20 protein-coding genes and 1 tRNA gene are annotated in these 18,919 nt (G+C 40.6%); 5 read left to right on the top strand and 16 right to left on the bottom strand.

What is annotated here, in order from left to right:
• Positions 1–21 precede the first annotated feature (21 nt).
• Positions 22–1,017 carry an aldo/keto reductase gene (locus QZ576_RS01665; RefSeq protein ID WP_297093654.1) on the top strand — a complete coding sequence of 332 codons (996 nt, stop codon included), beginning with the start codon at positions 22–24 and terminating at the stop codon, positions 1,015–1,017.
• Here QZ576_RS01665 and dat read toward each other — a convergent pair.
• The 9 genes from dat to QZ576_RS01620 all read right to left on the bottom strand — a co-directional run bounded on the left by dat (position 1,014) and on the right by QZ576_RS01620 (position 9,443).
• Positions 1,014–1,847, bottom strand: a complete 834-nt coding sequence (gene dat / locus QZ576_RS01660) for a D-amino-acid transaminase (RefSeq protein ID WP_297093653.1) — start codon at positions 1,845–1,847, stop codon at positions 1,014–1,016. The genes QZ576_RS01665 and dat overlap by 4 nt on opposite strands.
• 125 nt (positions 1,848–1,972) lie before the next feature.
• Entirely contained in the window at positions 1,973–2,287 is a 315-nt protein-coding gene (locus QZ576_RS01655) for an RNA-binding protein (RefSeq protein ID WP_297093652.1), read from the bottom strand.
• Positions 2,288–2,573: 286 nt separating this feature from the next.
• On the bottom strand, positions 2,574–3,287 hold the full coding sequence (locus tag QZ576_RS01650; RefSeq protein ID WP_297093651.1) for a tRNA threonylcarbamoyladenosine dehydratase: 714 nt from the start codon (positions 3,285–3,287) through the stop codon (positions 2,574–2,576).
• A 46-nt stretch (positions 3,288–3,333) separates the two neighbouring features.
• On the bottom strand, positions 3,334–4,023 hold the full coding sequence (locus tag QZ576_RS01645) for a TatD family hydrolase (RefSeq protein ID WP_297093650.1): 690 nt from the start codon (positions 4,021–4,023) through the stop codon (positions 3,334–3,336).
• A 31-nt stretch (positions 4,024–4,054) separates the two neighbouring features.
• Positions 4,055–4,702 (bottom strand): isoprenoid biosynthesis glyoxalase ElbB, encoded by a 648-nt coding sequence (elbB, locus tag QZ576_RS01640; RefSeq protein WP_297093649.1) that lies wholly within the window; start codon positions 4,700–4,702, stop codon positions 4,055–4,057.
• A gap of 77 nt (positions 4,703–4,779) precedes the next feature.
• The gene (gene metA / locus QZ576_RS01635) at positions 4,780–5,697 is read right to left on the bottom strand and encodes a homoserine O-succinyltransferase (protein ID WP_297093648.1); all 918 of its coding nucleotides are present in this window, start codon (positions 5,695–5,697) and stop codon (positions 4,780–4,782) included.
• A 151-nt stretch (positions 5,698–5,848) separates the two neighbouring features.
• On the bottom strand, positions 5,849–7,150 hold the full coding sequence (locus QZ576_RS01630; protein ID WP_297093647.1) for an O-acetylhomoserine aminocarboxypropyltransferase/cysteine synthase family protein: 1,302 nt from the start codon (positions 7,148–7,150) through the stop codon (positions 5,849–5,851).
• Between the two features lie 45 nt (positions 7,151–7,195).
• On the bottom strand, positions 7,196–8,548 hold the full coding sequence (locus tag QZ576_RS01625; RefSeq protein ID WP_297093646.1) for an ACT domain-containing protein: 1,353 nt from the start codon (positions 8,546–8,548) through the stop codon (positions 7,196–7,198).
• A 334-nt stretch (positions 8,549–8,882) separates the two neighbouring features.
• Positions 8,883–9,443: a zinc ribbon domain-containing protein gene (locus tag QZ576_RS01620; protein ID WP_297093645.1), complete on the bottom strand. Its 561-nt coding sequence runs from the start codon at positions 9,441–9,443 to the stop codon at positions 8,883–8,885.
• Between the two features lie 352 nt (positions 9,444–9,795).
• On the opposite strand from QZ576_RS01620, the gene nhaA reads away from it, so the two are divergent.
• Positions 9,796–11,118, top strand: a complete 1,323-nt coding sequence (gene nhaA, locus QZ576_RS01615) for a Na+/H+ antiporter NhaA (RefSeq protein WP_297093644.1) — start codon at positions 9,796–9,798, stop codon at positions 11,116–11,118.
• A 1-nt stretch (position 11,119) separates the two neighbouring features.
• Here the strand turns inward: nhaA and QZ576_RS01610 are convergent, their stop codons facing one another.
• Complete coding sequence (locus tag QZ576_RS01610) at positions 11,120–11,722, bottom strand: hypothetical protein (RefSeq protein ID WP_297093643.1); 603 nt, start codon at positions 11,720–11,722, stop codon at positions 11,120–11,122.
• A 247-nt stretch (positions 11,723–11,969) separates the two neighbouring features.
• Positions 11,970–12,043, bottom strand: a tRNA-Arg gene (locus QZ576_RS01605).
• A 182-nt stretch (positions 12,044–12,225) separates the two neighbouring features.
• Between QZ576_RS01605 and QZ576_RS01600 the strand changes: the two genes are divergently transcribed.
• Positions 12,226–13,401, top strand: a complete 1,176-nt coding sequence (locus QZ576_RS01600; RefSeq protein WP_297093642.1) for an MFS transporter — start codon at positions 12,226–12,228, stop codon at positions 13,399–13,401.
• On the top strand, positions 13,401–14,021 hold the full coding sequence (locus QZ576_RS01595) for an HAD family hydrolase (protein ID WP_297093641.1): 621 nt from the start codon (positions 13,401–13,403) through the stop codon (positions 14,019–14,021). The genes QZ576_RS01600 and QZ576_RS01595 overlap by 1 nt, the downstream gene beginning before the upstream one ends.
• Here QZ576_RS01595 and QZ576_RS01590 read toward each other — a convergent pair.
• Positions 14,018–14,800, bottom strand: coding sequence for an MBL fold metallo-hydrolase (locus QZ576_RS01590; protein ID WP_297093640.1), 783 nt, complete (start codon positions 14,798–14,800; stop codon positions 14,018–14,020). The genes QZ576_RS01595 and QZ576_RS01590 overlap by 4 nt on opposite strands.
• A 70-nt stretch (positions 14,801–14,870) precedes the next feature.
• On the opposite strand from QZ576_RS01590, the gene QZ576_RS01585 reads away from it, so the two are divergent.
• Positions 14,871–15,572, top strand: coding sequence for an SAM-dependent methyltransferase (locus tag QZ576_RS01585; RefSeq protein ID WP_297093639.1), 702 nt, complete (start codon positions 14,871–14,873; stop codon positions 15,570–15,572).
• Positions 15,573–15,579: 7 nt separating this feature from the next.
• On the opposite strand, the gene QZ576_RS01580 is transcribed toward QZ576_RS01585, so the two are convergent.
• The 4 genes from QZ576_RS01580 to QZ576_RS01565 are packed head-to-tail and all read right to left on the bottom strand — an operon-like array spanning position 15,580 to position 18,823.
• Entirely contained in the window at positions 15,580–16,647 is a 1,068-nt protein-coding gene (locus QZ576_RS01580; protein WP_297093638.1) for an NUDIX domain-containing protein, read from the bottom strand.
• 20 nt (positions 16,648–16,667) lie between these two features.
• Entirely contained in the window at positions 16,668–17,204 is a 537-nt protein-coding gene (locus QZ576_RS01575; protein WP_297093637.1) for an FKBP-type peptidyl-prolyl cis-trans isomerase, read from the bottom strand.
• 60 nt (positions 17,205–17,264) lie between these two features.
• Complete coding sequence (locus QZ576_RS01570) at positions 17,265–17,780, bottom strand: FKBP-type peptidyl-prolyl cis-trans isomerase (RefSeq protein ID WP_297093636.1); 516 nt, start codon at positions 17,778–17,780, stop codon at positions 17,265–17,267.
• An 11-nt stretch (positions 17,781–17,791) separates the two neighbouring features.
• Positions 17,792–18,823 carry a bifunctional oligoribonuclease/PAP phosphatase NrnA gene (locus tag QZ576_RS01565; protein ID WP_297093635.1) on the bottom strand — a complete coding sequence of 344 codons (1,032 nt, stop codon included), beginning with the start codon at positions 18,821–18,823 and terminating at the stop codon, positions 17,792–17,794.
• Positions 18,824–18,919 lie beyond the last annotated feature (96 nt).

Below are 18,919 nucleotides of genomic sequence, written 5' to 3'. Positions count from 1 at the left end.
GTCACCCGAAAAGTTAAAATCATGGATAAAGTACAGTTACCTGCATCAGACGTAAAAATTACACCAATTACTTTTGGAGCCTGGGCCATTGGCGGATGGTTTTGGGGCGGAGCCGAAGAAAAAGAATCAATTAAAGCCATTGAAGCAGCTATCGCAAACGGCATGACAACCATCGATACCGCGCCGGTTTACGGATTTGGGCAAAGCGAGGAGTTTGTAGGTAAAGCCATAAAAGGCAAACGCAGCAAAGTTGAACTGCTAACAAAGTTTGGGTTGGTGTGGGACCGGAAATCGGGGCATGTACATTACGAAAAGACTTTTGACAACGAGGGAAACGAGGTAAGTTTGTATCGTTTGGGCAGAAAAGAAAGCATAATAAAAGAGTGCGAAGATAGTTTACGGCGACTTGGCACCGATTATATCGATCTTTATCAGCAACACTGGCCCGACAGTTCTACTCCGGTTGAAGAAACCATGGAGGCATTAGAAATATTGAAAGATCAGGGGAAAATTCGTGCCGGTGGAGTTAGTAATTATTCGATGGGCGAAATGGAAAAAGCAGAAAAGTATTTTAAACTTTCATCGAACCAGGTTCCGTACAGTATGGTTAACCGTAAAATTGAAGAAGAAGTGGTGCCGTACTGTATTGCTAACGATAAAGCAATAATTGCCTATAGCCCGCTGCAAAGAGGCGTTTTAACCGGCAAAATTACTGCCGATTATAAATTTGCAGAAGGCGATCATCGCCCGACTACACCGTTTTTTAAGGAGCCAAATTTGTCGCGAATTAATACATTTTTGGATAAAATAAAACCGATTGCTGAAGCCAAACAAGCAACATTAGCACAACTGGTTTTAAACTGGACCATAAACCAACCGGGTATAACTTGTGTACTTGCCGGTGCCCGCAATGAAAAACAGGTATTGGAAAACCTGAAAGCTGCAGCATTAAACATTTCGGATGAAGAGTTTACTTTCATCCGAAACGAGCTGGAGCAACTTGTACTGGAAATCTAAGTCAACTCAAAAAACAGCTTTTGCAATAAACGTGTTATTTCGCCTGGTTTTCCGTTGCCAACCAATTTGTCCTCGATTTGCACAACAGGACAAATTTCACTACCCGTACCTGCGATAAAAACTTCGTCCATTTCGTAAAGTTCTTCTTGCGAGTACAAGCGTTCCTCAACTTGGATGTTATTGGCAGCACACAGTTCCATAATTACTTTTCGGGTGATGCCCGGCAAAATCAGGTTCGATAAAGGTCGCGTAACCACAGCACCATTATTTACACAAAGCACGCTTGAATGTGTTGCTTCTGTAACCTTTCCATCGCGAATTAAAATACACTCTCCGGCCCCGCTTTTGTGCGCTTCGTTATAAAGCATTGTATTGGGCAACAACGAAACCGATTTAATATCGCAACGCTGCCAGCGAATATCGTCGCGGGTAATCACTTTTATCCCATTCTCCAGCTTTTCGCTTGCTGAAGGCAGATCAAAAGCATAAGCATAAACTGTTGGTGCAATTTCAGCGGGGAAATTATGCGAACGTTTGGCTGTTCCACGCGAAATTTGCAGGTAAATTCCGGCATGTTTATCAAGCATATCGTTTTTCTGAATCAATTCCATAAAAACAGCCTCGAGGTTTTCAGTATTGTAATCAATACTAACTTCCTTTAAACTGCGGTTTAACCGATCCAAATGATCTTGATAACGGAAAGCCTTGCCATTGTAATATTTGGCCACTTCGTAAACACCATCGGCAAAAAGGAATCCGCGGTCATTTGGTGAGATCTTTGCTTCGTCGGATGCTATAAATTCTCCGTTCAGATAAACGATATTGCTCATAATTTTAATCGGGTTGAATTGAATCTCAAAAATAGAAAAAGTTTGAATTCTGGTCTTATAAAAACAAAAAGGGATTCAATAAATTGAACCCCTTTTCTATATTATCAAAAAATTCTTTTCTGATCCTAGTAACGGTCACGACGTCCGTAACCACCACCGCCACCACGGTTGTAACCACCGCCACCACGGTTATTGTTTTCGCGAGGTTTTGATTCGTTAACTTTGATGTTACGACCTGCAACCTCAGCGTTGTTCAATTCTTCGATAGCTTTGTTAGCTTCTGCATCGTCTTCCATTTCAACGAAACCGAAACCTTTGCTTCTTCCAGTAAATTTATCCATGATAATTTTAGCTGAAGCAACTTCACCATACTCTTCAAAAATTTCTCTCAAATCTTCTTCGCCCAAATTGAAGGGCAAATTTCCAATGTAAATGTTCATTTTATACTATAATTTAAAGTTAATATATCCATCTTACTGATCACCAGAAGAACCAATCAAAATGTATCACGTCCTGGTGTTACTTTAATACAATATAAAAGAAGCTTTATTTACGATTGAAATAACGTCGGGAAAAACACAAGAGAGATAAACTGTCCGGTTTACTAAATATCAATAAAAAAAGACCAAAATGCTAATTGCCAGACTTTTCTAAAAATTAACAGCCCAAAGGTAATCCTTTATTCGAACTAACAAACTAAAATTAACATATTTCTTAAACATACGTTTATTCCGCAATCAGATCGCGAATTACCGCGCTGGCAATGAAGCCTCCAAACAGCGGCGGCATGTACGAAATGGTTCCTACAGTCGATTTTTTATTCCGGCCTTCCTCAATGCGAACGGCAGTTTCGTCGATTTCTTCTGAAGAAAATACCACTTTTACTCCCTTTTTAACTCCGAGACGCCCTAACCGTTTACGCATCATTTTAGCCAGTTTGCAATTGTAGGATTTTTTGATGTCGGTGATCTCAATTTTCGACGGATCCATTTTACCTCCGGCCCCCATCGAACTAATTACACGAAGCTTTAGCTGCAGTGCATGATAAACCAAAAACACTTTAGGCGAAAGTGTATCGATGGCATCAACAACATAATCAAAAGGCGCACTATTTAAAAGATCGATTGTCTGCTGGTCGCGAATGTATTCATTTACAATTGTCAGTTCCAGCTCGGGATTTATATCCATAAAACGTTTTTCCAGAATTTCTGCTTTTGGCTGCCCCTTTGTACTTATAAGTGCCGGTAACTGGCGGTTTCGGTTACTATCTTCCACCACATCGCCATCAACAATGGTCATTTTTCCAATTCCGGCTCGGCACAATTGTTCTGCCGCATAAGCTCCAACTCCACCTAAACCAACCACCAGAACATTTGCGTTCTTCAATTTGGCCAGTTTTTCTTCTCCCAATAATAACTCAGTTCGTTCTAACCAATGCATTACCTTTAAAACTAAATTTTCGTGGGGCAAAGAAACAAAATTGTGCTTAAATTTTCCCGGGTATCAGCGAATTTTCTATCTGGTTGAAATTCTTCCACACCGCTTCTTTTAGCACTTCAACCGGCATTTCTTTTAAAGCGGCTGCCTGCTCGTAAATGGTGTCGACATTTAAATCCAACTCATCCGTTTCGAAAAATATTTTATTCAATGGAAGGTATTTAAATGATTTCACAGCTTTTGAGCCTTCTCTGAAAAGATTTTTACCAAACGAGAACAGGAATCCTTTATCCTCAAGTTGCTTTGTTATTTCAAGGCTTCCGTTGTATCCGTGCATGATCCAGGGCATGGCAGGATTCATTTTTTTTCGCAGTGCAATTACCTCATTCATCGCTTTCACACAATGAATAATCAACGGATATTCATACTCCTCGGCAATAACGGCCTGCGCTTCAAACACCCGAAGTTGTTCGATAAAATCACCGCCATTAATTTTGTCGAGGCCGGCTTCTCCAACAAAAATCACATGATCGAATTCAAGCGCTTCCTCCACCATTTGCAGCGCTTCGTTGTTTTCCTGTTTACTGCCAATGTGCCACGGATGAAGACCGACCGAATAAAAATTACGCCCGTTGAAAGCCGCAAATCCATCGCCCGGAAATATATTTTGTACTGTTATCGTTTCAATTTCTTTATGAAACGGATGTGTGTGAATATCGATATAGGGAATTGTACTCATAAACCAATTTTGTTAGCTAAACTCTTCTCAATTACGCCATCTCCAGCATTTTAGCAACCACATTTGAAGCGCCGTCAGCAATTTGTGTGATAGTTGCATCAAGCATATAACAAGGAGTTGTAATCACTTTGTATTTCTCGTCGACCACAATTTCGCCGTGGGTTGTGGTAACGTGTGTGGCCCCCAGCGTTTCCAGTGCATCGGCAGTTCCTTTGTCCTGACCGATGGTAAGTTTTACATCTCCTAAAACTTTGGCGATTATTGCCGGAGAAATGCACAGTGCTCCAACAGGCTTTTCTGCTTCAACAGTAGCTTTTATCGCTTTCTCGACATCAGGATTTACTTTACAATCGGGTCCATCAAAAGCGAAAGTGCAAAGGTTTTTGGCAGCACCAAAACCACCGGGAAAAATAATAGCATCATAATCGGCAGCTCTGTATTCCGACAATGCCTTAATATTACCACGCGCAATGCGGGCAGCTTCTACCATCACATTGCGGGTTTCCGGCATTTCTTCACCCGAAATATGATTAACCACATGCGCCTGATCCACATTGGGAGCAAAACACTGGTAAGCCGCACCTTGTTGCGCGATGGCCAATAAAGTTAATGTGGCTTCGTGAATTTCGGCGCCGTCATAAACACCATTTCCGGCTAATACTACTGCTATATTCTTCATTATTCCTCTGTTTTAATGTTTGTATTTCAAAGTTACAAGATAAAAAGAGAAACAGAAATTACAATTATGATCAGTTCTTAACTTATCTGCTCCAGATCGTACGGTGTTTCCTGGTAAACGTAGTAATTCAGCCAGTTTGAGAACAATAGATTTGCCGTTGATTTCCAACGCATAACCGGAGTTTTCGACGGATCATTATCCTGATAGTAATTTTTAGGAATTTCTATGGGTAGATTTTTTGCTACATCGCGTTTATACTCTCCATCGAGTGTGTTGCGCGAATATTCCGAATGCCCGGTGATAAACAACTGTCGGCCGTTTTTGGCTTTTACAATCGACACACCCGCATCATCCGAACAGGAAATTACTTTTAGCGCATCCACTTTCTCAACATCTTCCTTACGTATCTCGGTATGACGTGAATGCGGAATAAAAAAGGCATCATCAAATCCTCTGAAAATTGGCAGGGTATTGTCTGACATACGATGCTCGAAAACGCCAAACATTTTTTTGTCGAGCGGGTATTTTGGCACCTTGTAATAATGATACAAAGCCGCCTGTGCCGCCCAGCAAATAAACAACGACGAAGTAACGTGGTGCTCGGCCCAGTCAAGGATCTCCTTCATTTCGTCCCAATAGGTTACTTCCTCAAAATCGAGCTGTTCAACAGGCGCACCGGTAATGATCATACCATCGTACTTTTTATTTTTCAGTTCATCAAAAGTGTCGTAAAACTCACTCATGTGTTCCGATGGCGTGTTCTTTGGCGTATGCCCTTTTATTTTCAGAAAGTCGATTTCAATCTGCAAAGGAGAATTGGATAACAAACGAAGCAAATCTGTTTCAGTTGATATTTTCAGCGGCATCAGATTTAAGATCACAATTTTTAGTGGTCGAATATCCTGGTGCGATGCCCGCGATGAATCCATTACAAAAATATTCTCCTCGCGAAGAATTTCAATTGCCGGTAATTTGTCGTTTATATTTAATGGCATTTTATAGTCGTTTTTTTTTCGAAACAAGCGGACCAGTTTTTTCAATCTCCCGCTTCGTTTTTTTTGAGTTCGTGCAAAATTAACCAACATTCCGAAGTTGGAAAATATTTATTCACCTGCTGACCCTGAGTCAGCAGGTAAATTGTTCTGTTTATACTTTTGCAAGAGCTTGCTCAAAGTCGGCAATAATATCGTCGATGTGCTCCAGACCAACACTCACGCGCAACTGAGTTGGCGTTACACCGGCTGCTGCCTGCGCTTCTTCCGACAATTGCTGGTGGGTTGTAGCTGCCGGCTGAATGATCAATGTTTTTGCATCGCCAACATTAGCGAGGTGACTTACCAACTCCAGATTATTAACCACATTGTTCGCTGTATCTTTATCACCTTTTACATTGAATGATAATACGCCACCGGCACCTTTTGGCAAATATTTTTGTGCGTTGGCATACGATGGGCTGCTTTCCAGTCCCGGGTAATTTACGCTCTCCACTTTCGGATGTGCTTCAAGCCATTTGGCCACCGCTAGTGTGTTTTCCACGTGACGATCCATTCTTAACGATAGTGTTTCCAGTCCTTGAAGAAGCAGGAATGAATTAAACGGACTGATTGCCGATCCAAAATCACGCAGTCCTTCAACACGCGCTTTTATGATGAACGCAATGTTTCCGAATGGTCCGTCGAAATTAAATACATCCCAGTATTTCAATCCGTGATAACCTTCTGAAGGCTCCGTAAAACCAGGGAATTTACCATTGCCCCAGTTGTAAGTTCCGGCGTCAACAATTACACCGCCAATGCTGGTTCCGTGGCCGCCAATCCATTTGGTAGCTGACTCTACAACAATGTCAGCACCGTGCTCGATCGGACGGAACAAATAACCACCGCCGGCAAAAGTGTTGTCAACAATAAACGGGATATCGTATTTTTTGGCCACCGCTGCAATCGCATCAAAATCAGGAATTACAAACCCCGGGTTTCCAATGGTCTCCAGGTAAATGGCCTTTGTATTTTCGTCAATCAGTTTTTCGAACGATGCAGCTTCCAAATCTGCTGTTAAACGAGCTTCAATTCCCAGTCGTTTAAAAGTAACTTTAAACTGGTTGTAGGTTCCGCCGTACAAATAAGGCGATGAAACAATATTGTCACCAATATCCAGGATATTATTCAATGCAATAAACTGTGCTGCGTGTCCCGAGGCCACAGAAAGTGCTGCCACTCCCCCTTCGAGCGCTGCAACGCGTTGCTCGAACACATCCGACGTTGGATTCATGATACGTGTGTAAATGTTGCCAAATTCTTTTAAGGCAAACAGATTGGCCGCATGATCGGCATCGTTAAACACGTACGACGATGTTTGGTAAATAGGCACAGCACGCGAGTTGGTTGCTGAATCGGGTTGTTGGCCTGCATGTAGCTGCAGTGTTTCGAAATTTAATTTTTGTGTAGTCATGTTGTTATAATTTTTTGAGTTAGAAACTTGTTACCCCTAAATCCCCTAAAGGGGACTTACTCCTCTTTCAAGGATCTGTTGGGTTAGAAAAAAAGCGTTATAAATTTCGCGTACACTTTTTTCTTTGTCGGATTCCTGCACCACCAAATAGCTTACCAGGTCGGATGCGCCGGAGCCGCTTAGTATTACATTAATTTTATTGTTGGCCACCGCAGCAAATATCTTGGCCGACACGCCATAAGCCTGTTGCATTCCGTGCCCTACAATGCCGATCAGTGCCACGTCGTTCACAACCTTGATATCAGTAACAGCCGAAAAGCCCAATTTGTGCACGAGTTTTAATGCTTTTGCACCATTTTCTTTGCTTAGAATAAAATTGATGGACGTTTGCGAAGTAATCACCGACTTAATGTTTAGCCCGGCATCGTTTAGCTGGTTGGTAACTTTTGCCAGAATACCAGGTTTTAAACCAACGCCCGGTCCATCAAGCTTTAGCAGCGAAATATCGTCGGTGCAGGCTACGCTTTTTACAATCTGCTTTTCAATGTAAGTCTCGGTGTTGATGATGGTTTCAACTTCGCCATCAGCTGTTTCCGGACTAAGCACCTTAATCGGGATGTGAGAGTGCTCCAGTGGTTCCACGGTTCGCGGGTGAAACGAATAGTGCTCGAAATATGCCAACTCACTGGCCTCGGAATATGTGAGGCGCTTAATGATCTCGGGATTTTCGATAATCTCAGGTTTCGCCCGCTGAAAATCGTTATCAAGCCCCCAAAGTTTTAAGGTATCAATTCCGAGTTCTTTGGTAAGAAATGCTGCCGTATAATCGGCTGCCGTTTTACCGGTTCGTGCCAGTTTTTTGTTTTCATCTATCCCAAAAGTACCGGGGATCAGGTAAACACCAGCTTCCAGGTTATTGAGTTTAGCCGTATCAACCGAAAGGAAAGTTGCATTTCCAAAATCGGACGACACCTGAAAATCAATGTCTTCAGGATGTAAAATACTTGCTTCGTTCCAAAGCGACGACAGAATCTCAACCGACAATTTTTCGGCAAAACTCAACACCTGGTCTTTTAAACCGTGCGAATAATCACCGATAAGCCCAATTCCTTTTAGTAAACCTACCAACTGTTTGGCTAGGTTTGAATACACTTCTGATGGCTGTTCATCAACTGTACCGATATAAAATCCGTAAATCTCGTTCAGTAATTCCTCTTCATCCAGCTCTTGCAAAAATACCTGTTGCAGATTATACTGAATAAGCTCGAGCAATTGGGGAATGGCCGAAACCACCACATAATTGCGACTGTTGCTGCCTGCTAAAAAGGCTTTTAAATTTTGTAATGCTATTTGGTTGCCAATATGGCTTCCACCAAATCGAATAACATTATCCGACATAAAAATATTTTTTTGAAATTTTGTTTGTGTAATAAACGCTTGTACGGAATGCCTTCAAACAACGATTAACCATCGAATGAAGGCTATCGCATAGACATAAACATAGACGACATAAACATTGCTCCGCAACGGATTGCTGCGATAGAAGAAGTAGTATTTCTTTTGTCAATGTTCATTCTTGCCGAATTTGTTTAACGCAAATATAAATTGATTTTTGATAAATGCAAGCTTATCTGGATTGATTTTAGATAAAGTTTACATTGAAAAAATGTAAGCATCCGATCGTTAACTTTTTCAAATTATGAGGGCTGATTCTTTCTTTTTCGAGTTTTACCTACTCGTTATATTGCTCAGGCCCAACCGAAATTTTGGTTACAAATACCCCATTCTTATCCACATATTTGTAGTTCATGGTTACCTGGTTAACACGGAATAATTCCATATCGGGATTGGTTTTAATATTGTTGGTTATTTGCGGTTTCAGGAACGCTTCAAAACTGCTGATATCAATCGAGTCTTTTACCAAAGTCATTAGCGAATAGTTGTACTGAAAAGTATTATTGGGCATTGCCGCAGCATTGTCGAGGCGGGTTTCGGCATCAACCATTAAGGGGCAGGCTTCGTTTAATTCGCTGGCAGTTTTCATTAAAACCTTATCGAAACTAAAAACACGTTGCATCAATTGCTGCACTACAAAAAAGGCAACTACAAAAGCGACCACACTAACAAGTGCAACGATCAACTTCTTTTTGGGTGAATTTTTTGTCTGTTTAACCACCGGCTGTTCTATGGTTTCTTTGGACTCAACTTTTGGGAGTTCGTAGCCACAATAGCGGCAGTATTTGGCATTGGTTTTATTGTCTTCGTTACAATGCGTGCACTTAACCAGTTCCATTTTTCGGATTAATTATTGATCGGTTTTTAATTGTTTTCTTCGGGAGCCAATGTAATAATATTTTCGATAAGAGGATTTATGTTTAAAGAATATAAACGGACTAGAAATTCGTAAAATTTCCCCTCCAATAAATTAGAAACTCTAACAAGTGCATACTCGTAAATACAAGAAAAACGAAAGGTTCTGATAAAACGATTGATGTATGAACTTAAAAACTTAACTGATTTTATTGACCGCAGGAATTTCCGTTATTCTTGTTTTATGGAGTTTCTCTTATAGGATACAATGGAATTAGATTTAAACGAAGCTCATAAATTTATTAAGGCAACGTTGGAGACAGAAAACTTAATGAATGATGGAGATAAAATTTGATCCGTTACGCCGGTTTATAAAGATTAAATCACTGAGCAGCATTTGTATGCTTTTGGCTGCCATTGCGGCGCTCATTGTCTCCAACACCAACCTGCATACCTATTATCAACAATTTTTAGAACTGGAATTTCTAATCGGTTTTCGCGAATTCCATATATCAAAATCGGCACTGGAATGGATTAACGACGGCTTAATGACCGTTTTCTTCTTTGTAATCGGGCTGGAGATAAAACGCGAGTTTCTGATCGGAGAACTCAGCACGGCGCGAAAAGCCATTTTGCCCATTGTAGCTGCCATTGGTGGAATGATCTTTCCCATTGCCATATTTTTTCTGCTGAATTACGGCAAAGAAGGTATGCATGGCTGGGGCATAACCATGGCCACCGATATTGCTTTTTCGTTGGGTATTTTAGGCATTCTCGGAAAGCGCGTACCGTTTGGTCTCACCATATTTCTTGCAGCGTTTGCCATTATCGACGATCTGGGCGCGGTTATGGTAATCACATTCTTCTACAGTTCGCTGATTTACTGGCAGCTGGTTGCCATTGCACTGGTTTTATTACTTGCGTTATCGCTCTTGTCTGTCAGAAATTTTTATTCCCGATACATTTATATTCCTGTTGGTATTGCTATCTGGCTCCTGTTTTTGGAGTCGGGCATCCACCCCACCATTGCCGGAGTTCTTTTTGCATTTACCATTCCTTCGCATCGAAAAAAAAGACTGGTTGACGTAATTGCGAAAGGGAAAAATGCCCTCAATGAATTGTCGCAATTGATAGGAAAAAAGGTAGTGGAATTTAAAAACCATAAAACCGCCATCAATATTTTACACAAGATTACCTCCGAGATACAGTCGCCTTTGCAACACCTGCAAAACCGATTAAGTACCGTGGTTTCCTTTTTAATTATTCCGCTATTTGCTTTTGCCAATTCGGGCATTAATTTCATTGGCGAAGAAAGTGCTTTTACTCCGTTATCGATAAGTATTGCTGTGAGTTTGGTTTGTGGTAAAATAATCGGGATCAGTTTATTTACCTGGCTGGCGGTAAAACTTAAAATAGCCGTTCTGCCAGAGAATGTCGACTTCCGACAGATATTTGGATTATCCTGTTTGGGCGGCTTCGGTTTTACGATGTCCATTTTTATCTCCAACCTCTCTTACGAGTCGGTTCATTTACAAGATTCATCAAAATTGGGAATACTTATCGGTTCGCTGATTGCCGGTATAAGTGGCTATTTTGTTATTCGCTATGCGCTAAAGAAAAGTGCAATTCCCGGAAATATCAGTAACGAAATACCTTGATTTAATCCGAGGTATCATTATTTTTTCCGTTGTTATTTTCATCATTCTGCATCTTTTTAAATCCCCGATCTAAAAGTGTTCTGAAACGACTTGGATCGTAACTTATCAGAAAACAAAAAAGCGAAACAATACCCGCCAAACGAGCGTACTGATCTTGTGTTGGAGCCGTTAGTGCTGCTTCGTCTAACACCAAAACCCCGGAAAGCATCAATAAGTAAATAAACATGCCTCGGAATACGCCCGACATAATCGGGCTGGTTTTATCGCTTGGTATTTCCACTTCGCCATTTTTGGTAACGTGTAATTTGGCAATTCGCGAAACCGCACCAATCATTCCTGCGAATACGCATAACATCAACAGGTTTGATGGTGTGTACGAAAAAAGAACAACAAACCATGCTTTAAACAAACTTGGCTCATTGCCAATTAGCGATAAATCTTGTACCTCACCTGTAATTACATTTCGGTATGGCTCTGAATTGATAAGTATTCCGCTAATAAAAATTACGAGCCAAATAACTACGATTGTTATCCCAAAGATTACTTCAAGAGGTTTTAATCCGGTTCTGCAATCCGATTCCTGTGGTTTACTTTTTTCTGTCATGATGTAATGGTTTTAGTTAATAAAATCCGGTTGGCACATCACAGAAATAATTAGGAGTAGATAAATTATTATCAAAAAGCAAGTACAATTTACAAAACAATAGATTGAATTACAAGAATATACAACATTCAACCATTGCCTTTTATTGATAAATTATGATTATATTAATTGAGAACATGAGACGGGATGACCATTTCTACCAAATAAAAAAACGACTGTAATCAAAAGATTATCAGTCGTTTTTTAGTACTCCGGACGGGATTCGAACCCATGACCTACTGCTTAGAAGGCAGTTGCTCTATCCAACTGAGCTACCGGAGCAGCCTTATTTTGCGCTGCAAAAGTATAAATCTAAACGCAAATAACAAATACCAAATCTGAAATTATTCAAATTGCCGAACATTTCAATCACCAATACTGTTGTTTTGTCCAATAAAAACTATTCCATTCCCCGGTAAAACTAAGCAGAGTTAAATGTAAACACTATTTTTGCGCCTGATTTAATGACGAATTTCAGTAAGAACATACCGCGCCTTTACGTAATAAAAATCTCGAAATGGTTTAATATGGTAATGCCCATTATGTTGCTTTTTTATAAAAGTAACGGACTGGGATCGTACGAATTATTTGTGCTAAAAGCCATTTATTCGGTTGCCGTGGTTGTTATGGAAATCCCCTCGGGATGGATGGCCGATGTATGGGGGCGCAAAAAAACACTTATTCTTGGAAGCATTTTAGGAAGTCTTGGCTTTCTTATCTACAGTTTTTCCTATGATTTCTGGGCATTTGTTGCAGCTGAAATTGTACTGGGCATAGGACTTTCGTTTATTTCGGGGGCAGATTCGGCCTTACTTTACGATAGTTTAAAAGCCGATAACAAAACTGACAAATATACTCGTGAAGAGGGGCGAATAACCTCTGCCGGAAATTTTGCAGAAGCCATAGCGGGTGTGGTTAGTGGCTTACTGGTTTATTTTAGTTTGCGAACACCATTCTATTTTCAGTTTGGAGTGGCAGCCCTGGCAATTCCTGCGGCATTTACACTAATCGAACCTAAAGTACATGCAGTGGAGCATGTGCATTCCATCAGGAAATTGGTTACGAATATCAAAAACTCATTGGTTTCGAACACGAACCTTAGAGTTGCCATATTGCTATCAGCGCTTACCGGAACGGCCACGCTTACCTTTGCCTGGTTGGTACAACCCTTTTTTGTAGCAATTGGTTTGCCGGAAGAGTTGTTTGGTATATTTTGGACAGCCCTGAATTTAAGTGTAGGCATTTCTTCGGTTTTCGCCTATAAAGTTGAATTATTTTTGGGTAAACGCCGGTCAGTTTTAGTTGTTATTGTTTTACTGTCATTAGGCTATTTCTTTGCAGGAATCTCTATCTCCTACTATGGTTTTGTGTTCCTATTCCTCTTTTATCTGGTGCGCGGTTTAGCCACTCCTATCCTCAAGAATTACATTAACCTTTACACCGATAGTGAAGTGAGGGCAACCATGCTTTCGGTCAGGAATTTTATTATTCGTATGGCTTTTGCCGGCATTGGGCCACTGCTGGGATGGATTACTGACAATGTGAGTTTAAATAAGGCATTTTTACTGGCAGGGATCATATATATCGTTGCAGCAACGGCTGTTTCGTTGCCATGGCTACGAACAAAAAAAGAAGTATAATGAATAAAACGGTATTGATATTCGATCTTGATAATACGATTTATCCCGTTAGTTCGATAGCTGAAAAGTTATTTGAAAAACTTTATGCTGTTATTGAAAATAGTGGCGAATACAAAGGAGACCTTGAAGCTATTAAACTGGAAATACAACGTACTCCATTTCAGAAAGTAGCCAATACATTTTCATTTAGCGAGCAGTTGCTGAAAGAATGTATGGAAGTACACATCAACCTGACTTACGATGACCCGATGCAGTATTTCCCCGATTATGAAATTGCGCGAAAACTGCCACAAACAAAGTTTCTGGTTACGTCGGGTTTTAGCAAACTGCAGCACAGCAAAATCGATAATCTGGGCATTCGTAGCGATTTCGAAGAAATTATTATTCTCGACCTGCAACAATCAAACGATACCAAAAAGGATATTTTTAGACAGCTTTTGGAAAAATACAACTTACCAAAAGAAGAAGTGTTGATAGTTGGCGATGATATTAAATCAGAAATTCAGGCCGGCAAAGAACTCGGAATCGACACGGTTATTTATGATCGTTTAGAAAAATATACCGAGCTGGATAACTCCAATAAAATTGAGAATTTTGCTGAACTCGTGATGTTTCTTTAGAGTTCCAGTTGTAATCCATCATAAGCCAGAAAAACATTCTCCGGCAGTTCTTGCATCACATCGTCGTAGCGTCCCAAAGCGTGACTAATGTGTGTAAGATAAGTTTGCTCAGGTTTAATCTTCTCCACAATTTCCAGAACTTCTGCCAGGTTAAAATGCGACAAGTGCTTTTCTTTTCTCAGGCAATTTATGATCAGGATTTTGGTTCCTTCAACTTTCTTCAATTCACTGTCTTCAATAAAATTCGTGTCGGTTATGTACGTTAAATCGCCCACACGATAACCATAAACCGGCAATTTATGGTGCCAGCAACGAATCGGCACAAACTCAACGCCATCAACAGCGAACGGCACATCATTAACTTCGTGCAATTCCATCTTCGGGATGCCCGGATATTTAAAGGTGGCAAACACATAATTAAAAATGCGTTTGATGGCTTTCTGAACCCGTTCTTCAGCATAAATCTCCATGTGATTCTTTTGCACCCAGTTGTACGACCGGATATCATCCAAACCAAAAATATGATCGACGTGCTCGTGAGTCAACAAAATTGCCCTAAGCGTTTTCACCTTTTCGCGTAACATCTGCTGGCGGAAATCAGGTCCCGCGTCAATCACAAAATTTTTATCGTTAATGTTTAACAGTAATGAAGATCGCAGCCGTTTATCTTTATTGTTGGTTGATGTACAAACGTCGCAGTCGCAGGCCACAACCGGCACTCCTTGCGAAGTGCCGGTTCCGAGTAAAGTTGCTTTTATTTTTATTGAAGGATTTGCCATTTCGGGCAAAATTAACAAAACCAATTGTCAAACAAGTATAATCACTACTTTTGCAAAAATCTTTTAACGAATGGCAACACTTTATCTCGTACCAAATGTTTTGGCCGATGGCGACTGGCAAACCGTTTTACCTGCACAGGTAGAACCGATTTTAACCAACACTAAATATTTTATTGTAGAAAATATTCGTACTGCACGACGCTTTATGAAACAGGTGAACCGCGAGATAAATATTGACGAGTGTACATTTTACGAGATAAACAAACGCACGAATGCCGCCGATCTGCCCCGCTTTTTAATGCCCATAAACGAAGGACATAATGTGGCAGTACTTTCCGAGGCAGGTTGCCCCGGTGTAGCTGATCCCGGTGCCGATGTAGTAAAAATTGCCCATAAAAAAGGAATAAAAGTTGTGCCGATCGTTGGACCTTCGTCAATTCTTTTGGCATTAATGGCCTCAGGAATGAACGGGCAGAATTTTGCATTTAAGGGATATTTGCCCGTTAAACCTCAGGAACGGGTAAAAGAATTACAATCGCTGGAAAGAACTATCAAGAGCAGCCGGCAAACGCAAATATTTATCGAAACACCATACCGAAATAACCAACTGGTAAGCGATATTTTAAAAGGTTGCTCACCATCTACTTTATTTTGCATAGCTGCCAATATTACCGGCGAGAATGAATTTATTCAAACTAAGTCTATTCAGGATTGGAAAAAAGCCGGCGTACCCGATTTACACAAACAACCGGTAATCTTTTTGTTGGGGTAAAAATTTCTCAGATTAGTTTGAGCTCCTGAAGTAATCGGAACTCCAACTCGAAATTTGGAGTAAAAACATCCTTTCCAAGGTTTTTCTCCACCTGGTTTTTAGTCCAGAAACGAAGTTCTTCCACTTCGTCAGACTGGATGCCAAAACCTTTATAATCGTAGGTAGTAAACAGGTAAATCAATTCTGCTTCCACTTCCGATTCCCATTTGTACACTTTCTGCAGTTTTGCTGAAAATTCTTTTAACCCGATTTCCTCAAAAACTTCTTTTTTAAGCGCTTGTTCCAAAGTCTCTCCGGCGGAAATATGACCGCCGACAGCTGTATCCCATTTTCCGGGCTGGATAAGTTTACCGGCAGGACGCTTTTGAATAAGGATGCTTCCGTTGTTATTCATTACATGCAAATGCACCACCGGATGTAATAATTTGCTTCCATTATGCACCTGGCTGCGCGGTGCCTGACCGGTAACTTTTCCCTGTTCGTCAACCAGTGGCACCCACTCTTCGTTTGTAAGTGCCTTTTGTTTTTGTTTCTGACGCAGAAACTCGTATAAAAAATAAACGCCAAAAATAATATAGAATAAACCTCCGCTGATAAAAGCCCAGGCTTCTTTGCTCATAAAAAAGGCCGAATAGAACACCAAAACAGTATGCACCAAAAAGATAAAGAACAGGCTCTTCATGCTTTGTCGCATTTGCTGCATTTGGGCGGTGTTAAACTCCACATCTTTCATGTAGCGTTGCCCCATCAATCCAACTATATTTACGTTTGAGAATGCAGAAATGGCCAGAACAGCCACCAGGATCAATTCGATCAACCCGGGTTTCAGCTTAAAGAAAATATCGTTATCGAGCAGAATGGAAACGCCGCCCAGAACCACCAGCAATAAAGTATCGAAAAGCACAAATTTCTCGAATCGCTTTTCTTTAACGGCAATCCAGGCCATTTCGGCCACACCTACGCCTATAGCAACAAAAAGCCCGATTTTAGTCCCCCATATTTCATCAGCAGCGATGAAAACAAACAGAGGAATAAAACCAGGCAGTAATTTTTTAAATAATTGTGCTCTGTTCATAGCAAACAAAGAGCGAGAGATTATTCTTCGTCGGTAGGAACTTCAAAAGGAATAACCTTATAAATTTCTACCTCCATTAAAACCGTTTGAAAAGCTCCGATAGCATAACCGGAACCACTCTGACCATAGGCCAACTCTGAGTTGATAACCAGACTTGAACGTGTTCCGGGCTGCATATAGGTCAATGCTTCTTCAAGCCCCTGAATCGATCCTCCGGCACCAACAGTAACCTGATAAGGTTCGTATCGGTGTCCGTCGAGATAACCGTTTGTTTCGTCAACCAAAACACTGTCAGGACCATCAACTAATGACCACGTGGCATAAAATAGCTGAACCTGATCGCCAGCTTTTATGGTGTCGCCTTCGCCAGTACCCGGTTCATTAAAATAATAAAGACCAGATGCCGTAGGTTCCGCTCCCGGGTGTGCAATTGCCATGTAATCATCTAACAACGCCAATTCATCATCCCTCATTTTTTGGTAATCAATTCCGTCGTTGCAGGCAAAAAAGGCAACAGCCCCTAACATCAATAAAATATATGATACTGTTTTCTTCATCTGATCTTTAATTATTTCTATCTATAAAATAGTGTGATTCAACTTAAATTCGCTGCAAATTTAATTAAGTGGTTTTATTTCTACCATTTCTACCGAAAAAACTATCGTAGTATTTGGCGGAATGTTTCCAGCGCCGGTTTCGCCATAGCCTAATTCCGATGGAATAATTAAAAATGCAGAGCCTCCTTCATCAATAACGCTTACTCCGTCGGTCCAGCCAGCAATCGTTCCTTCACCATTCTCGCCAACGTAACCTAAAACAAACTCCCAGGTATCATCCCAGGTCGAATCGAAGATGGTACCATCCATAAAACTTCCGGTATATTTTACTACACAGGTATCTCCTTGCTGAGGGAAAATACCGTTTCCAATCGAATCGGTAATGTAATAAACCCCCATGGCTGTTGTATCAATATCCAATCCCCTGTTTGCGAGGGTATCTAAATATACTTCTAACATTGCAGCTTCTTCAGCTTTTGTTGGCGGAACATACGGTTCTGATTCGTCCATACACGACACAACTGTAACTCCGATAATAATCGCCAATAAAAATCTTGTAACTAATCTCAAATTCATTTTTAACATTTTTAAATTGTTGTTTCCAACAACTGATGCTTATACTCGGGTAAAAGTTGCGTGAACTTTAATAAAGTTTCTTCAAAATTTAATTCCGACTCCCCTCCTGCAGCATTCAAATGCCCGCCACCATTGAAATGGCTCGATGAAAATTCGTTTGCAGGGAAATTTCCTTTTGAGCGAAAAGATGCTTTTACATATTCATCTTTTTCGATAAACAGTGCGCTGAAAATAATATTTTTTATCGACAGCGGATAATTTACAAACCCTTCGGTATCGCCGGGCTGAAAATTAAAACGCTTCAATTCTTCTTTACTTATACTTATTACTGCAGCCCGGTATTCGGGAAAAACCTGCATTTTATCGTTCAGGCAGAATCCGAGCAATTTCATTCGGTCGGCTGAAAAATTATGAAATACTGCCGACTGGATTTTATCCGTTTCAATATCGTGGTTCAACAATTCCGAAACTACCTTAAACGTATTTTTTGAGATATTGTGACTAAACCCACCGGTGTCGGTCAAAATACCCGTGTAGAGAGCCTCGGCTGCTTTTTGCGAAAAGTACGAACTGAAGCCTGTTTCGGCCAGCACATCAAAAACCAGTTCGCATGTTGAGCTGTACGAAGTCTCGGAAACCATAAAATCGCAAAAATCTGTTGGGTACGGATGATGATCGATCAATACCTTTTTCCTCTCAAATTCGAGAATTTTCTTTTCCAGTTTTCCGGCACGCGAAGCTTCGTTAAAATCCACACAGATCATTGCATCTGCCTGTTTCAGCCAGCTTTTAGCTTTCTTTTTGTCTTTGTCGTAAATAATTACCGGAACATCCGACGAAAACCATTTCAGAAAAACGGGATAGTCGTTTGCCGACAACACTTTAACCTCGTGTCCAAAATCGGCAAGTACCTGGCCAAGTCCAAGGGCCGAACCAATAGCATCGCCATCCGGATTTTCATGCGGAATAATTACCAGCTTCATTTTCGAAGTTGCAAGCAATGCTTTAATCGATGTAATAATCTCTATGTCAGTATTTTTCAAAATATTCAAAAATTAGAATTGGCAAAGATAAAAAATCTTATCTCGCTGTAAAACCGATATTTCTCAATTTTTGTTAATATTGTATAACACAAGCTA

It is taken from the genome of uncultured Draconibacterium sp., from assembly GCF_913060805.1.
In the GTDB taxonomy this organism is placed as follows: domain Bacteria; phylum Bacteroidota; class Bacteroidia; order Bacteroidales; family Prolixibacteraceae; genus Draconibacterium.
Note: the sequence above shows the minus strand (reverse complement) of the source record. Positions and strands in the feature narration are given on the sequence as shown.

Coding starts and splice junctions, on each gene's coding strand:
- QZ576_RS01665 (WP_297093654.1), top strand. CDS start 22: ATGGATAAAGTACAGTTACCTGCATCAGACGTAAAAATTACACCAATT.
- dat (WP_297093653.1), bottom strand. CDS start 1,847: ATGAGCAATATCGTTTATCTGAACGGAGAATTTATAGCATCCGACGAA.
- QZ576_RS01655 (WP_297093652.1), bottom strand. CDS start 2,287: ATGAACATTTACATTGGAAATTTGCCCTTCAATTTGGGCGAAGAAGAT.
- QZ576_RS01650 (WP_297093651.1), bottom strand. CDS start 3,287: ATGCATTGGTTAGAACGAACTGAGTTATTATTGGGAGAAGAAAAACTG.
- QZ576_RS01645 (WP_297093650.1), bottom strand. CDS start 4,023: ATGAGTACAATTCCCTATATCGATATTCACACACATCCGTTTCATAAA.
- elbB (WP_297093649.1), bottom strand. CDS start 4,702: ATGAAGAATATAGCAGTAGTATTAGCCGGAAATGGTGTTTATGACGGC.
- metA (WP_297093648.1), bottom strand. CDS start 5,697: ATGCCATTAAATATAAACGACAAATTACCGGCAATTGAAATTCTTCGC.
- QZ576_RS01630 (WP_297093647.1), bottom strand. CDS start 7,150: ATGACTACACAAAAATTAAATTTCGAAACACTGCAGCTACATGCAGGC.
- QZ576_RS01625 (WP_297093646.1), bottom strand. CDS start 8,548: ATGTCGGATAATGTTATTCGATTTGGTGGAAGCCATATTGGCAACCAA.
- QZ576_RS01620 (WP_297093645.1), bottom strand. CDS start 9,443: ATGGAACTGGTTAAGTGCACGCATTGTAACGAAGACAATAAAACCAAT.
- nhaA (WP_297093644.1), top strand. CDS start 9,796: ATGATGGAGATAAAATTTGATCCGTTACGCCGGTTTATAAAGATTAAA.
- QZ576_RS01610 (WP_297093643.1), bottom strand. CDS start 11,722: ATGACAGAAAAAAGTAAACCACAGGAATCGGATTGCAGAACCGGATTA.
- QZ576_RS01600 (WP_297093642.1), top strand. CDS start 12,226: ATGACGAATTTCAGTAAGAACATACCGCGCCTTTACGTAATAAAAATC.
- QZ576_RS01595 (WP_297093641.1), top strand. CDS start 13,401: ATGAATAAAACGGTATTGATATTCGATCTTGATAATACGATTTATCCC.
- QZ576_RS01590 (WP_297093640.1), bottom strand. CDS start 14,800: ATGGCAAATCCTTCAATAAAAATAAAAGCAACTTTACTCGGAACCGGC.
- QZ576_RS01585 (WP_297093639.1), top strand. CDS start 14,871: ATGGCAACACTTTATCTCGTACCAAATGTTTTGGCCGATGGCGACTGG.
- QZ576_RS01580 (WP_297093638.1), bottom strand. CDS start 16,647: ATGAACAGAGCACAATTATTTAAAAAATTACTGCCTGGTTTTATTCCT.
- QZ576_RS01575 (WP_297093637.1), bottom strand. CDS start 17,204: ATGAAGAAAACAGTATCATATATTTTATTGATGTTAGGGGCTGTTGCC.
- QZ576_RS01570 (WP_297093636.1), bottom strand. CDS start 17,780: ATGAATTTGAGATTAGTTACAAGATTTTTATTGGCGATTATTATCGGA.